This window comes from Streptomyces sp. NPDC017225 (genome assembly GCF_044331465.1).
Classification (GTDB): Bacteria; Actinomycetota; Actinomycetes; order Streptomycetales; family Streptomycetaceae; genus Streptomyces.
Genome location: NZ_JBIRNE010000002.1, coordinates 14,675 through 28,918, shown reverse-complemented (window position 1 = coordinate 28,918; position 14,244 = coordinate 14,675). Strand labels below are relative to the sequence as shown.

Below are 14,244 nucleotides of genomic sequence, written 5' to 3'. Positions count from 1 at the left end.
TTGCGACCCGCTCATCGGGTCGCAGGTTCATGCCAAGATGATGCGCATCCCGGGCACCCCTTCACACCTCTGTCGCTCTAATGGCCCGTTAACTCTTCGGCCCGGCAAGGGATCGGGAGCTGAACAGCCGCCCTCCAGGACTGAACGCTCATCAACTCATCGCAGCCCGGGCATCGTCGGCCGTCGTGGTCCGTACCGGACGTGCGGGCCACTCCCGTTACTCCCCCTGGTACGGCAGCGTCGTCCCCGGCAGCGCGTACTCGTCGCGGCGGCCGCACATGCCGTAGCCGCCGGTCCGGGTGGGTGACGTCTCGTACGCGGTGGCGTCGGCGAGGTACGCCGGGTCGCCGTCGGTGAGCGCGTCGAGCTGGGCGCCGGTGCGCTCCGCGGTGGCCAGCGCGCCGGCCCGCCACAACTCCCGCCAGCCGGGCACCCTGTGGCGCACCAGGAGTGCGGCGGCCCGCTGGAACTCCCGGTAAGGACCGGTGTCCCCGGCGAGGAGAGCCTCGCGCAGGGGAAGGTAGCCGTCGACGGCGAGGTCTCTGCGGCGCCGGGCCGCCGCCTCCGTCTCCGGTCCGGTGCCGGGCGGCAGCGAGGCCGCGGCGGCGTACGCCTCCGGGTCGGCCAGCACCTCGGGCGGGAAGGTGAAGACGGCGTCCCCGGCCTCGGGCAGGCCGCTGTTCTGCATCAGCACCGTGACGCGCAGATCGCCGCCCCGCACCATGCGGTGCGCGGTGCCCGGCGTGAACCAGGCGACCGTGCCGGGCTCCAGCGGGATGTCACGGTAGCCGTCGGGGCTCAGCGTCTGCACCGCGCCGTGTCCGCCGGTGACGACGTACGCCTCCGTGCACACCAGGTGCAGATGCGGGCTGCCACCGCAGGCCCCGTCGACGGCCTCCCAGTCGTAGGCGCTCAGGTGGGACAGGCCGACCGCGCCGGGCAGGGGGCGGGGAAGCCCGGGCGGGGCACCGCTCACCACGGCAGGCCCTCCAGGTACGTCCCCACCCGGCCGACGTCCCAGGCGCCGTCGGCGACCACGACGCGGTAGCGGTAGGCGAAGGACTCGCCCGGCGGCAGCTCGAACTCCTCGAAGAACGCCCAGGAGAACGCCACGGTAGGGATCGGCTCGGCGCGCACGAACCAGTGGGAGGGGTGGATCGCGGTCTTCTCGTCGAGGTTCTCGGGTGCGTGGGCGAAGACGAGCGTGGAGTGGGCGTCGACCTCGTCGTGCTCGGTGGTGAAGGCGAGCCACGGGCTCCGGGTGCCCATCGGTTCCCCGGCGCCCGCGCCCGCGTGCGCGTCGGTGTCCGGGGTGAGAACGCCGCCGCCCGTGAAGTCGCGGGAGCCGCGCCACTGGAGGCCGGTGTAACCGGCCATCTCGCGGCCGGCGGTGGTCGGGGAGCCGAACACCAGAAGCTGGGGGCGCGTGTTGGTGAGCCGGATCGTCCAGTCCAGGGCCCAGGCACCGGCCTCCTCGTCGACCGAGTGGACGGTCAGGCCGCGCTCCTCGCGGGCCCACTCGGCACCGCCGTTCTCGATCCAGGTGAGGTTCTCGGTGATCGAGAGCAGGTCGTCCTCGACCGTGAAGCCGGGGAAACCGTCGTGCCGCATCGAGCCGATACGCTCGGGCAGGCGCAGATAGCCCTCGCCGTGGACGTAGCTGTTGCCGCCCCAGAAGTTCTGGCCGGAGAGGTGACTGGCCGTCATCTGCAGGCCCTTGTGCCAGCGGTGGTCGCTCGGGCGGTAGCCGGTCACCGTGCGCCCGGAGAGGGTGCGCACCGGGTGGGCGTACGGCTTGCGGGACTCGAAGGGCTCGGGGTCGGGGCGGTAGACGTAGCGGAGGATCTCGGTGCCGTTCGGCGCGGTGACCGCGATGTGGTCGCCGTGGGTGTGGCTGACGCGAAGGGAACTCATGCGCGCTCCTCGGGGGCCCAGTCGGGGTGATCGCCGTGCATGGCCGCGTGGAAGGGGTCCCCGGGCGCGATCTCGCCCGCGAGGACCGGCCGTCCGGTGAACGCCGCCTTGTACAGGGCGGCGGCGAACTCCAGCGTGGCGCGGGCGTCCGGACCGCTGCCGGGCGGCCGCACGCCGGCGTCCCGGGCGTCCAGTACGGCGCCGAGCTGTGCGGTGTGCGAACTGGGCACGTCCGTCGCCGGGGTGCGCCAGGCGGCGGCGCGTTCCGGGGTGACGTGCCGGGCCGGAGTGTAGGTCCAGTCGTCGTTGCGGTGCCCGTACAGGTGCGTCAGCTCGACCGTGGCATCGGCACAGTCGACGCGTACGCGGCTCACCTCGTCCGGGGAGAGGACGCTGTTGACGACGGTGGCGAGGGCGCCGTTCTCGAACCGCACCAGGGCGGTGGAGACGTCCTCGCTCTCGGTGTCGTGGACCAGCCGTGACGCCATGGCCCGCACCTCCGCCCACGGGCCGAGCAGGTGCAGCAGCAGGTCGTACTGGTGGATGCCGTGGCCCATGGTCGGGCCGCCGCCCTCGGTGGACCAGCGTCCGCGCCACGGCACCGCGTAGTAGGCGGCGTCGCGGTGCCAGGTCGTCTGGCAGTGCGCGACCAGCGGGGCGCCCAGCTCGCCGCCCGCGATCAGTTCCCGGGCGTGCGCGGCCCCCGAGCCGTACCGGTGCTGGAAGATCACGGACGCGTAGGCGCCGGACGCCTCCTCGGCGGCGGCGATGTCGTCGTACTCGGCGAGGGAGAGGCACAGCGGCTTCTCGCACAGCACCCAGGCCCCCGCCTTGAGCGCGGCCACCGTCTGCTCCCGGTGCAGGGACGGCGGCGTACCGACGAGGACGAGGTCGGGGCGTACGGCGTCCAGCATGACGCCCATCGACGTGTACCCGGCGACGTCGCCGCCCGCCTCGGCCCGGAAGGCGTCGAGCCGGCCCTGGTCCACGTCCACGGCGGCGACCAGTTCGGTCCGGTCGGCGTGGGCTCCGAGGGCGGTCAGGTGACCGCCGGTGACGATGGCTCCGGTACCGACCACGGCGACCCGGCGGCGGGCTGGGCGTGGGGACATGCGGTCCTCCTCGGACGCCGGCGCACGACAGGCACGTGCGCCGCTAGAAAGCGCTTTCACTCCGGCAGACCCTAGGCGGGGAGCGAATGGCTGGACAACCCCCCAGCGTTTGCGGGCTCGGCATGCGGCTGGTCGACTGTCGCCGGGGGGACCGGAGGCGGTGGTACCGCGCCGGCGCAGTCTTCAGTCCTCGTCCCGAAGGAGTTCAGGCGTGAGCAACCCCAAGTCGTCGTCCGTGGAGCACCGGTCCGACGGCAGCCAGCCCTGGCTGCACCAGAAGGGCCGGACCATCCAGGAGTTCGGCACCGTCAAGCAGTTCCCCGTGGCGCTGACCATGGAGACCCGCCTCTACTCCTGCCAGCGGCTCAACAAGGTCCTGGCGGACACCCGGATCCTGCACGACCTGTACAAGAAGTACCACTGGCTCATGCGCGGGGCGACGTTCTACCAGCTGCACCTGCTGCTGGACAAGCACGCGGGCGAGCAGCTGGAGCTGATCGACACCATCGCCGAGCGCGTCCAGACGCTCGGCGGCGTCGCGATCGGCGACCCACGGCACGTCGCCGAGATCACCACCGTGCCCCGTCCGCCGGACGGGGTGGAGGAGGTGCCGTCGATGCTGTCACGGCTGCTGGAGGCGCACGAGCTGATCCTGGCCGACTGCCACGATGCCGCCGGCCGCACCCAGGAGCTCGGCGACGACGGCACCAACGACCTGCTCGTCTCCGAGGTCGTACGCACCAACGAGCTGCAGGCGTGGTTCGTGGCGGAGCATCTGGTGGACACGCCGCTGGTGCACGCCTGATCCCGGGCCTGCTCCCGGTCCTGACAGCGGTCCTGACTCCGTCGCACGCGACCGCCGCGGCTCCGGGAGGGGCCGCCGTCACGCTCCGTACTCCCCCGGGCGACGGCGCTCTTGATGCCCTTTCGCGTCGGCCGTGAAAGCGTCCGGACATGGCCCACATGTCCCCCGGCGCCCATGCCCAGCCTCCGACGCGCGGGCAGCGGTGGTCCACGTTCCGGCAGTCGCCGTTCTGGCCGGCCACCGTACTGGTGCTGATCCTCGCGGCGGCCGCTGGTCTCTTCGCGGGTTCGTACACCTACTCGATGGCGGACCCGACGCCGCACTCGATCCCCACCGCCGTGGTCGGCTCGTACGAAGAGGCCCGTGGCCAGGCCTTCCTGGGCGGCCTGGAGAAGGCGCTGAACGCCTCGGTCAAGGTGCGTCCCTACGGCAGTGAGGCCGAAGCCCGGGAGGCGATGCAGGACCAGGAGGTCTTCGCGATCTTCGAGCTGCGTAACGACGGACGGACCGCCGTGCTCGACCTGTCCAGCGCGTCGGGCGCCTCGGTCGCGCAGGTACTGGCCGACACGGCACCGGCCGTGGGCAAGAAGACCGGCGTCGAGGTCACCGTCCGGGACATCAACCCCTTGCAGGAGGGCGACCCGCGCGGCCTGGCCATCTTCTACATCTCCCTGGCCGCGGTGATCATCGGCTTCGTCGGGGCGATCCAGCTGAGCGTGCACGCGCGCTCCCTGACTCCGTTCGAACGCATCCTCTTCACGGTCGCCTACGCGCTGCTCGGCGGGTTCGCGATCGCCGCGACCGTGGACTGGCTGCTGGGAGCGCTCGACCTGCCGTTCGTCGAGTCGTGGCTGATCCTGGCGCTCACCATGTTCGCGTCCGGCATGGTCTTCACCATGTTCAACACCCTGTTCGGACGCTGGGCGATGCTGCCGACCTGGGGGCTGATGGTGCTCCTCGGCAATCCCTCGTCCGGCGGCGCGGTGTCCTGGCCGCTGCTGCCGTCCCCGCTGGGGGCGATCGGCCAGTGGCTGCCGCCGGGAGCCTCGGTCAACGCGCAGCACACGGCGGTGTACTTCCAGGGGCACCAGCACGCGTTCCCGTTCCTGGTGCTGGGCGGGTGGGCGCTGCTGTCCTGCGCGGTCTTCTGGATCTGGCGGCACCGGCATCCCGGCGGGCGGGACAAGAAGCCACCCGAACCCGCGCCGGAGGCCGCCGCGTCCTGAGGCTCAACGGGCGGAGGCCGGACACTGCGGGTTCTCAGCCGAAGGTCAGGGCACGGCACGCCCTCCCTTGTTCCTCGCAGGGAAGCCCGGCCTTCGGGCCGGGCGGGAATGCGCTCCTCGGCCCGGAGGCGCGAAGCGCCGGAGATCTCCGCGTCTTCAACGTTCTACGGGCCGGTCCGGGCACCTAGACGCGGTCCGCGAGGCCGCCGGGGACGGCGCGGACGCGGTGTTCGTCAACTGCTTCGGCGACCCCGGTGTGCAGGCGGCACGGAAGATCGTGGACATCCCGGTGGTCGGCGGCTTCGAGCCCGCCGTGCTCACCTCTCTCGCACTCGGCGAGCGCACCGGCGTGATCACCGTCCTGCCGAACGTACCGCCGATGCTGCACGGGCTGGTCCGGCGCTACGCGCTGACCGGGCGGGTCGGCACGATCCGGGCCGTCGACGTCCCCGTCCTCGAACTGGACTCCGGTGACCGGCTGATCGAGGGCCTCACCGAGCAGGCCCGTGCCGCGGTGGCGGCGCGGGAGGCCGACGTGATCGTGCTCGGCTGCACCGGGATGCTGGGCGTGGCCGCGGCGCTCCAGGAGCGTCTGGCCGCCGAGGGCCCCTTCGTGCCTGTCGTCGACCCCACGGGGGCTGCGATCATGTGGCTGGAGTCCCAGGTGCGGCTCGGGGTGCGGCCCAGCCGCACCACGTATCAGCCGCCCCGGCGGAAGGACCGCATCGCCTGACGCCTCCGCCCTGTCCGTTCCGCCCGTCCGTCTCTCCCCCATCCGTCCGGCCCTCACGTCCCTGGAGTTGAGCCATGGCCCTTGACGTCGACGCGATCCGCGCGCACGTGCCCGCCCTGAAGTCCGGTACCGCGCGGTTCGACGCGCCGGGCGGTACGCAGACCCCGCAGCCGGTGATCGACGCGATCGCGGCGGCGCTGACCACCCCGCTCGCCAACCGGGGACGGAACACCGAGGGCGAGCGCAACGCGGACCGGATCGTCTCCGGGGCCCGGTCCGCCCTGGCCGACCTCCTCGGCACCACGCCGGGGACGGTGGTCTTCGGGCGCAGCGCCACCCAGCTCGTCTACGACCTGTCCCGGACGCTGGCCAAGGGCTGGGGGCCGGGCGACGAGGTGGTGGTCACCCGGCTCGACCACGACTCGAACATCCGGCCGTGGGTGCAGGCCGCGGAGGCGGCGGGGGCGACCGTGCGGTGGGCGGACTTCGATCCGGCCACGGGTGAGCTGCGGCCCGAGCACGTCGAGGCGGTGCTGAGCCCGCGTACCAGGCTGGTCGCGGTCACCGCCGCGTCCAACCTGATCGGGGCCATGCCCGACCTGCCGGCGCTCGCCGCCCTCGTCCACGCGGCCGGGGCGCTCTTCCACGTCGATGCCGTGCACTACGCCTCGCACGCGGTGGTGGACCTGGCGGCGATCGGCGCGGACACGCTGGTCTGCTCGCCGTACAAGTTCCTCGGGCCGCATCTGGGCGTGCTGACCGGCCGGGCGGAGCTGCTGGAGTCGCTTCGTCCGGACAAGCTGCTGCCGTCCGCCGACACCGTGCCCGAGCGGTTCGAGCTGGGCACCCTGCCCTACGAGCTGCTGGCCGGCGCGGAGGCGGCGGTGGACTTCCTGGCGGGGCTGGACCCGCGGGCCCGGGGCTCCCGCCGGAACCGGCTGGCCGCCTCCTTCGCGGCGCTGGAGGACCACGAGGACGCGCTGCGCGAGCGGATCGAGCGGGGCCTGGCCGACCTCGGCGGGATCACCGTCCACTCGCGGGCCGCACGGCGCACGCCGACCCTGCTGTTCACCGTGGCGGGCCTGCGTCCGGCCGACGTCTACCGGGAGCTGGCCGAGCGGGGGGTCGACGCGCCGGCCGGCTCCTTCTACGCCGTGGAGGCCTCGCGCCGGCTGGGGCTGGGCGACGAGGGCGGCGTGCGGGTCGGGCTCGCGCCGTACAGCAGCGCGGACGACGTGGACCGGCTGCTGACGGCGCTGGACTCCCTCCCCCGCTGACGCGCGGAGGAACACGGGGCGCCGGTCCCGGTGAGCCGCCGTGCGGACGGCGGCTCACCGGGACGGCCCCTCCACTTCTGGCCTCACCCCAGGGGGACGGTCACCTCTCCCGCGCCCTGCGCGCTCGCACCGCCCGCGACGCGCACCGTGAACGGACGGTCACTGCCGCTCGCGGTGACCCGCAGGACGTCCCCGTCCCGCCGCGCGCGGAAGGTCGCGGCGGGCGTGCCCAGCAGGTCGGGCACGGTGACCTCGGCCGCGTAGTCGGGTCCGGCGGGCGGGTGGACGAGCAGGGTCGGGGCGTCCAGCCAGTCCCCGTCGGGACGGCTGTCGTCGGAGGCCAACGGCAGGACGGCGCCCTCACGGACGTACAGCGGCAGGCTGTCGTAGCCGTGCCGCTCGGTGCGCCAGGCAGGGCCGGTGACGCGCTCGCCGGTCAGGAGGTGGGTCCAGGTGCCCTCGGGGAGGTAGACCTCGACCTCGCCGTCCTCGGTGAAGACCGGGGCGACCAGGAGGTCGGAGCCGAGCATGTACTGGCGGTCCAGCGGGCGGCAGCCCGGGTCGTTCGGGTACTCCAGGATCATCGGCCGCATCATCGGCACGCCGGTTCGGTGGGCCTCGGCGGCGACGCCGTACAGGTAGGGCATCAGGCGGTGCTTGAGGAGGGTGAAGCTGCGGGCGACGTCGACCGCCTCCTCGCCGAACTCCCACGGCACCCGGTACGACGAGGAGCCGTGCAGGCGGCTGTGCGAGGAGAGCAGGCCGAAGGCCAGCCAGCGCTTGAAGACCGCGGGGTCGGGCGTGCCCTCGAAGCCGCCGATGTCGTGGCTCCAGAAGCCGAAGCCGCTCAGGGACAGGGACAGGCCGCCGCGCAGCGACTCGGCCATCGCCTCGAAGGACGACCAGCAGTCGCCGCCCCAGTGGACGGGGTACTGCTGGCCGCCCGCCGTCGCGGAGCGGGCGAAGAGGACGGCCTCGCCCTGTCCGCGCTCCTTCTCGAGGAGTTCGAAGACGGTCCGGTTGAAGAGGTGCGTGTAGTAGTTGTGCATGCGCTCCGGGTCGGAGCCGTCGTGCCAGACGACGTCGGTGGGGACGCGCTCGCCGAAGTCGGTCTTGAAGCAGTCCACGCCCTGGTCGAGCAGCGGCTTGAGCTTTCCGGCGTACCAGTCGCGGGCGGCGGGGCTGGTGAAGTCGACCAGGCCCATGCCGGCCTGCCACAGGTCCCACTGCCAGACGTCGCCGTTCGTCCGGCGCACCAGGTGCCCGAGGGCGGCGGCCTCGTCGAAGAGGGGGGACTTCTGCGCGATGTAGGGGTTGATCCAGGCGCTGACCTTCAGCCCCTTGGCCTTGAGCCGGGCGAGCATGCCGTCCGGGTCGGGGAAGACGTCCGGGTCCCACTGGAAGTCGCACCACTGGTACTCGCGCATCCAGAAGCAGTCGAAGTGGAAGACGGAGAGCGGGATGCCTCGCTCGGCCATGCCGTCGACGAACTTCGTCACCGTCTCCTCGTCGTAGGAGGTGGTGAAGGACGTGGTGAGCCACAGGCCGAAGGACCAGGCGGGCGGCAGGGCCGGGCGGCCGGTGAGGGCGGTGTAGCGGGTGAGGACCTCCTTGGGGGTGGGGCCTGCGACGACGTAGTACTCCAGCGTCTGGTCCTCGACGCTGAACTGCACCTGGCCGACGGACTCGGAGCCGACCTCGAAGGAGACCGAGCCGGGGTGGTTGACGAAGACGCCGTAGCCGCGGGAGGAGAGGTAGAACGGGATGTTCTTGTAGGCCTGCTCGCTGCTGGTGCCGCCGTCGGCCTGCCACATGTCGACGACCTGGCCGTTCTTCACGAACGGGGTGAAGCGCTCGCCGAGGCCGTAGATCTGCTCGCCGACGCCGAGCGCGAGCCGGCTCAGCATGTGGTGCGCGCCGTCGCCCGTGGTGGCGAACGCGGTGCTCTTGGCGCCCGCGTGGGTCAGCTCGCGTCCTTCCGCGTCGTGGAAGCTGAGGCCCCAGGGGCCCTCGCTGTCCAGGCGGAGGGTCAGCGGGCCGCTGGTCAGCTCGGTGACCGAGCCGTCCTGGCGCACCGCGCCGGCGCCGTCCGCCGCGCCCGCGAGGGCGAAGTCGGGGCCCGGCCGGCGCTTGCCGGCGTGGTGGGTGACGCGGACGCCGATGACGCCTTCGGTGGGAGAGAAGCACTCGACCGTGAGGAGCGGCGCGTTGAGCGTGTCCCCCCTCCGCGTCACCTTCTTCACGGCGGCATACGTGGTGAAGCGCTTCGATTCGGGGCGCACATCGCGTACCTCGGTGGCGTACGAGAGATGCACGCCGTCACGGATGAGCCAGAAGCCGTCGGTGAACTTCATGATCTTCCTTGGGTGCGGCGGGAGCTGTCGGATGGGAGCACGGGGGCCGTCTCACAGCATTTTGATCGTACACAAAACAAATCCGCCCGCAGAGGCCTTCGCGAAGTCTTCACCGCGCTGAACAGGCGTGATTACCCATCAGAACAGTCCACTCACCCCACGAAGTAACGAGACCGAGGCCACTTTCCTCTAGCGCGACAGCCCGTCCGTGACGTATTAGTCATCACATCAAACAAAACGGTCCGGCAAGGAAGCCGGACGGTACGACAGCAAGGGCCCCGCACCATGTCGAAGCGCTTCACCTCGCTCGCCTTGACAGCACACCCTCCGGCTGCCACGCACCGCGGGCGAGGACGCTCACGCCGAGTCGTCGCCCCGTTCGCCGCCGTCTCCGTCCTGGTCGCCGGCGCGGCGCTCACGGGCTGTGGGCAGCAGCGCGACGCCGACGTGTACACCGTGATGAACTCCTCGACCGACGAGTCCTACCACCGCTGGGACGCGGAGGCGATGGCCCGCTGCGGCAAGCAGCTGGGCATCACCATCGAGCAGCAGAGCGTCCCGGCGTCGCAGGTGATGACGAAGGCACTGCGCATGGCGTCGTCCAAGTCGCTGCCCGACATCGTGCAGTTCGACGCGTCCGAGATGCCGACGTTCGCCGACGCGGGCGGGCTGACCGACCTCGAATCCCTCGGGTTGAGCACCGACGGCATCCCCGAGGGCATCGTCGACTTCGGCTCCTACGAGGGGACGTACTACGGCGCGGCCCGGTCCGTGAACACGCTCGCGCTCTTCTACAACAAGGACGTCCTCGACAAGGCGGGCATCGACGTGCCCGCCACGTGGGAGGAACTGCGGGAGAGCGCCGACAAGCTCACGCAGGGCAACCAGTACGGGCTGGCGCTCAGCGCGGGCGGCGCGGAGGACGGCGTCTTCCAGTTCACGCCGTTCATGTGGTCCAACGGCGGTGACGAGACGGACCTGGACAGCCCGCAGGTCGTCGAGGCCCTCGACTACTGGAAGGGCCTGCTGAAGGACGGTTCGCTCTCGAAGTCCACGGTCAACTGGACGCAGGCGGACGTCAACGACCAGTTCATGGCCGGCAACGCGGCCATGATGATCAACGGGCCGTGGCAGGTGGAGACCCTCAACGCCGACAAGTCGCTGAACTGGGGCATCGCGCCCATCCCGGTGCCCGAGGCCGGCGACGACTCGGTGGGGCCGCTCGGCGGCGCCGTGCTCACCGTGCCCAACACCGGTGACGAGGCGCGGGAGAAGACCGCGGGCAAGATCGTCGCCTGTCTGGCGAGCGAGAAGGAACAGCTGACCTACGCGCTCAACAGCTGGATGGTCCCGGCCAACGCCGAGGCCGCCGCCGTCTGGCGCGAACAGGTGCCCGAGCTGGACTCCCTCGCCGACCAGGTGGCCGTCGCGCGGTCCCGGACGGCGAAGCTCGGCGCCGGCTGGTCGAGCGTGTCGCTCGCCCTGCAGAGCGCCTTCCAGTCCGCCCTGACCGGCCAGTCCAGTGAGACCGCCCTGAAGCGCGCCCAGCAGCGGGCCACGAGCGGGAACTGAGGAAACGCGCCCATGACCACGTCCACCGTCACCACCCAGACGCCCGCCGAGGCGTCCAAGACGGCCGCCGCGCCGGACCCGGACCGGCTCAGGCGCCGGCGCCGGCTCGCCCAGTGGGGTTTCGTCGCCCCCGCCGTCGTCTTCATGCTGCTGTTCTTCGGCTACCCGCTCGTCCGCAACGTCGTGATGAGCTTCCAGCACTACACGCCGAAGACCTTCTTCACCGGTGAGGCGCCCTTCAACGGCGCCGACAACTGGTCCAACGTGTTCCAGGACGCCCTGTTCGGCAAGGCGCTGTGGCACACCCTCGTCTTCACCGCGGGCTCGCTGATCGGGCAGTTCTGCATCGGCATGGCGCTCGCGGTGTTCTTCAGCCGCCGGTTCCCGCTGAACGGGGTGCTCCGTTCGCTGATCCTGTTGCCCTGGCTGGTGCCCATGGTGGTGTCCGGCATCGTCTGGCGGCGCATCCTCGACCAGGACACGGGCGTGCTGAACTCGTTCCTGGACACCGTCGGGATCGGCGGCAGCACGCCCTGGCTGACCAGCCCGGAGATGGCTCTGGTGTCGGTCATCCTGGTCAACATCTGGATCGGCATCCCGTTCAACATGGTCATCCTGTACGGCGGTCTCCAGGAGATCCCGAAGGAACTGCACGAGGCCGCGGCCCTGGACGGCGCCTCGGCGTGGCGGACCTTCCGATCCGTCACCCTGCCGATGCTCAAGCCCGTCATCACCGTCGTGCTCGTGCTCGGCTTCATGTCGACGGTCAAGATCCTCGACCTGATCCTCGCCCTGACCGACGGCGGGCCGGCCGACGCCACCCAGACGCTCGGCACACTCACGTACCAGAACTCGTTCGTGCAGCTGGACTTCGGCGCGGGCGCCGTCGTCGGCAACGTACTCATCCTGATCTCCGCCGTGTTCGCGGTGTTCTACCTGCGGGCCAACCGCACCGAGGGGAAGTGACGTCCATGGCCTCCCACACGCCCACAGCCTCCCGGCGCCGCTGCGGTTCCACCGTCGCCGGCGTTCTCATCCTCGGCGTGATGCTGTTCCCGCTGTACTGGATGCTCAACACCGCGCTCCAGCCCGAGGCCGGGCTGCTCCAGGTCGACCCGGTGCCGGGCAGCCTGGACCTGTCCGGGTTCTCCAAGGCCATCAGCGACCAGGGCGGCAACCTGCTGACCTCGCTGGCGGTCTCGATCGGCGCGGTCGCCATCTGCCTGGCGGTCTCGGCGCCTGCGGCGTACGGCCTGGCGCGGTTCGGGCTGCGCGGCTCGCGCACGATCGTGTTCGGCACGCTGATCACGCAGATGGTGCCGGGCATCGTCATCGCCAACGCGCTCTACAACTCGTACGTCGACCTGGGCCTGGTCAACTCCTACTTCGGCCTGATGCTCGCGGACGCCTCGCTGGGCATCCCGTTCTCCATCGTGCTGATGCGCGCCTTCATGGTGTCGATCCCGGGCGAGGTGATCGAGGCCGCGCAGATCGACGGGGCCGGACCGGTGCGGACGTTCGTGCGGGTCGTGCTGCCGATGAGCCGCAACTCACTGATCACGTCCGGGCTGTTCGCGTTCCTGTTCTCGTGGAGCGACTTCATGTTCGCGCTCACCCTGAACACCACCGACGACGTCAAGCCCATCACCCTGGGTATCTACCAGTACATCGGCGCGCACGTCGGTGACTGGGGTTCGGTGATGGCCGCCTCCGTGCTCTCCGCGGTGCCGGCGGCGATCCTGCTCGTCCTCGCCCAGAAGTACATCGCCGCCGGGATCACCGGTGGTTCCGTCAAGTGACCCGCGTATGCGGCCTGGTACACATGGAGATGAGTTCCACAGCATGAGTGACTTCCCAAGTTTTCCGCCCGGTTTCGTGCTCGGTGCCGCGACCGCCTCGTACCAGATCGAGGGCGCGGCACGGGAGGACGGCCGCGGTCCGTCGATCTGGGACACCTACAGCCACACCCCCGGCCTGGTGGTGAACGGGGACACCGGTGACGTGGCCTGCGACCACTACCACCGCTACCCCGAGGACGTGGCACTGCTGCGCGACCTGGGCGTGGACTCGTACCGCTTCTCGATCGCCTGGCCGCGCATCGTGCCCCAGGGTTCGGGCGCGGTGAACCAGAAGGGCCTGGACTTCTACTCCCGCCTGGTCGACGAGCTGCTCGCCGCGGGCATCGAGCCGGCCGCCACCCTCTACCACTGGGACCTGCCGCAGGCCCTGGAGGACCGCGGTGGCTGGCGGGTGCGGGAGACGGCGGAGCGGTTCGCCGAGTACACGGCCGTGGTCGCCGAGCACCTGGGCGACCGGGTGCCGCGCTGGATCACGCTCAACGAGCCGTGGTGCAGCTCCTTCCTGGGCTACTCCATCGGGCGGCACGCGCCCGGCGCCAAGGAGGGCCGGGGCGCCCTGGCCGCCGCCCACCATCTGCTGGTCGGCCACGGTCTGGCGGTGCGCGCCCTGCGGGCGGCCGGGGTGCGCGAGGTGGGCGTCACGCTCAACCTGGACCGCAACCTGCCGGCCACCGACTCCGCCGCCGACCTGGCGGCCGTGGTCCGCGCGGACACCCAGCACAACCTGGTGTGGACCGAGCCGATCCTCGCGGGCCGCTACCCGGCCACCGAGGAGGAGACCTGGGGCGAGCTGATCACCGGGGAGGACTTCCGGCGGGACGGCGACCTGGAGCTGATCTCCCAGCCGCTGGACTTCCTCGGCGTCAACTACTACCGGCCGATCGTGGTCGCCGACGCCCCGCACCGCGAGAGCGACCCGGCGCTGCGGGTGGCCACGGACAACCGCTACGAGGAGGTCCGGCACCCGGGCGTCCGGCACACCGCGATGAACTGGCCGGTCGTCCCGGACAGCTTCACCGACCTGCTCGTCCAGCTCAAGAAGCAGTACGGTGACGCGCTGCCGCCCATCCACATCACGGAGAACGGCTCGGCGGAGGACGACACACTCGCCGCCGACGGCGCGGTGCACGACGCCGACCGCGTCGCCTACCTGCGCGACCACCTCACCGCGCTGCGGGCGGCGATGGACGCGGGAGTGGACGTACGCGGGTACTACGTGTGGTCGCTGCTGGACAACTTCGAGTGGGCGTACGGCTACGACAAGCGCTTCGGCATCGTCCGGGTCGACTACGCCACGCAGGAGCGCACGCCGAAGGACAGCTACCGCTGGTACCGGGAGATGATCGCCGCCAACCGGGGCTGACCTGGAGCGCGGAGGCGCTGGAGCGCGGG

At 71.3% G+C, this 14,244-nt stretch carries 12 protein-coding genes; 8 read left to right on the top strand and 4 right to left on the bottom strand.

Annotation, left to right across the window (positions count from 1 at the left end; translation table 11 throughout):
• Positions 1-217: 217 nt before the first annotated feature.
• The 3 genes from ACH4NX_RS03745 to ACH4NX_RS03735 are packed head-to-tail and all read right to left on the bottom strand — an operon-like array spanning position 218 to position 3,026.
• Positions 218-979: a cupin gene (locus tag ACH4NX_RS03745; RefSeq protein ID WP_351397719.1), complete on the bottom strand. Its 762-nt coding sequence runs from the start codon at positions 977-979 to the stop codon at positions 218-220.
• Positions 973-1,914: a PmoA family protein gene (locus ACH4NX_RS03740; RefSeq protein ID WP_351397716.1), complete on the bottom strand. Its 942-nt coding sequence runs from the start codon at positions 1,912-1,914 to the stop codon at positions 973-975. The genes ACH4NX_RS03745 and ACH4NX_RS03740 overlap by 7 nt, the downstream gene beginning before the upstream one ends.
• Positions 1,911-3,026, bottom strand: a complete 1,116-nt coding sequence (locus tag ACH4NX_RS03735; protein WP_351397713.1) for a Gfo/Idh/MocA family oxidoreductase — start codon at positions 3,024-3,026, stop codon at positions 1,911-1,913. Before ACH4NX_RS03735 ends, ACH4NX_RS03740 begins: the two co-directional genes overlap by 4 nt.
• Positions 3,027-3,237: 211 nt before the next feature.
• Here ACH4NX_RS03735 and ACH4NX_RS03730 point away from each other — a divergent pair, with 211 nt between their 5' ends.
• The 4 genes from ACH4NX_RS03730 (at position 3,238) to ACH4NX_RS03715 (ending at position 7,067) form a co-directional block, all read left to right on the top strand.
• A complete protein-coding gene (locus ACH4NX_RS03730; protein ID WP_121750497.1) occupies positions 3,238-3,831 on the top strand; it encodes a Dps family protein in 594 nt (197 codons plus the stop codon).
• Positions 3,832-3,980: 149 nt separating this feature from the next.
• Positions 3,981-5,057, top strand: coding sequence for an ABC transporter permease (locus tag ACH4NX_RS03725; protein WP_398129956.1), 1,077 nt, complete (start codon positions 3,981-3,983; stop codon positions 5,055-5,057).
• 67 nt (positions 5,058-5,124) lie between these two features.
• A complete protein-coding gene (locus tag ACH4NX_RS03720; protein WP_398129957.1) occupies positions 5,125-5,790 on the top strand; it encodes an aspartate/glutamate racemase family protein in 666 nt (221 codons plus the stop codon).
• Positions 5,791-5,864: 74 nt separating this feature from the next.
• On the top strand, positions 5,865-7,067 hold the full coding sequence (locus tag ACH4NX_RS03715) for a cysteine desulfurase-like protein (RefSeq protein WP_351397706.1): 1,203 nt from the start codon (positions 5,865-5,867) through the stop codon (positions 7,065-7,067).
• An 83-nt stretch (positions 7,068-7,150) separates the two neighbouring features.
• On the opposite strand, the gene yicI is transcribed toward ACH4NX_RS03715, so the two are convergent.
• Positions 7,151-9,421, bottom strand: coding sequence for an alpha-xylosidase (yicI, locus tag ACH4NX_RS03710; protein WP_398129958.1), 2,271 nt, complete (start codon positions 9,419-9,421; stop codon positions 7,151-7,153).
• A 285-nt stretch (positions 9,422-9,706) separates the two neighbouring features.
• On the opposite strand from yicI, the gene ACH4NX_RS03705 reads away from it, so the two are divergent.
• From ACH4NX_RS03705 to ACH4NX_RS03690, 4 genes are read left to right on the top strand one after another with little or no spacing between them, the layout of a single operon-like run.
• Positions 9,707-10,993, top strand: coding sequence for a sugar ABC transporter substrate-binding protein (locus ACH4NX_RS03705; protein WP_351397701.1), 1,287 nt, complete (start codon positions 9,707-9,709; stop codon positions 10,991-10,993).
• A 12-nt stretch (positions 10,994-11,005) separates the two neighbouring features.
• Positions 11,006-11,959 carry a sugar ABC transporter permease gene (locus ACH4NX_RS03700; protein WP_279563053.1) on the top strand — a complete coding sequence of 318 codons (954 nt, stop codon included), beginning with the start codon at positions 11,006-11,008 and terminating at the stop codon, positions 11,957-11,959.
• A gap of 5 nt (positions 11,960-11,964) precedes the next feature.
• Complete coding sequence (locus tag ACH4NX_RS03695; RefSeq protein WP_398129959.1) at positions 11,965-12,792, top strand: carbohydrate ABC transporter permease; 828 nt, start codon at positions 11,965-11,967, stop codon at positions 12,790-12,792.
• 43 nt (positions 12,793-12,835) lie between these two features.
• Positions 12,836-14,215 (top strand): GH1 family beta-glucosidase, encoded by a 1,380-nt coding sequence (locus tag ACH4NX_RS03690; RefSeq protein ID WP_351397695.1) that lies wholly within the window; start codon positions 12,836-12,838, stop codon positions 14,213-14,215.
• Positions 14,216-14,244 lie beyond the last annotated feature (29 nt).

Bases quoted from the DNA above. Each gene is read 5' to 3' on its own strand.
- ACH4NX_RS03705 (WP_351397701.1), top strand. From the start codon at position 9,707: ATGTCGAAGCGCTTCACCTCGCTCGCCTTGACAGCACACCCTCCGGCT.
- yicI (WP_398129958.1), bottom strand. From the start codon at position 9,421: ATGAAGTTCACCGACGGCTTCTGGCTCATCCGTGACGGCGTGCATCTC.
- ACH4NX_RS03735 (WP_351397713.1), bottom strand. From the start codon at position 3,026: ATGTCCCCACGCCCAGCCCGCCGCCGGGTCGCCGTGGTCGGTACCGGA.
- ACH4NX_RS03725 (WP_398129956.1), top strand. From the start codon at position 3,981: ATGGCCCACATGTCCCCCGGCGCCCATGCCCAGCCTCCGACGCGCGGG.
- ACH4NX_RS03700 (WP_279563053.1), top strand. From the start codon at position 11,006: ATGACCACGTCCACCGTCACCACCCAGACGCCCGCCGAGGCGTCCAAG.
- ACH4NX_RS03715 (WP_351397706.1), top strand. From the start codon at position 5,865: ATGGCCCTTGACGTCGACGCGATCCGCGCGCACGTGCCCGCCCTGAAG.
- ACH4NX_RS03690 (WP_351397695.1), top strand. From the start codon at position 12,836: ATGAGTGACTTCCCAAGTTTTCCGCCCGGTTTCGTGCTCGGTGCCGCG.
- ACH4NX_RS03695 (WP_398129959.1), top strand. From the start codon at position 11,965: ATGGCCTCCCACACGCCCACAGCCTCCCGGCGCCGCTGCGGTTCCACC.
- ACH4NX_RS03740 (WP_351397716.1), bottom strand. From the start codon at position 1,914: ATGAGTTCCCTTCGCGTCAGCCACACCCACGGCGACCACATCGCGGTC.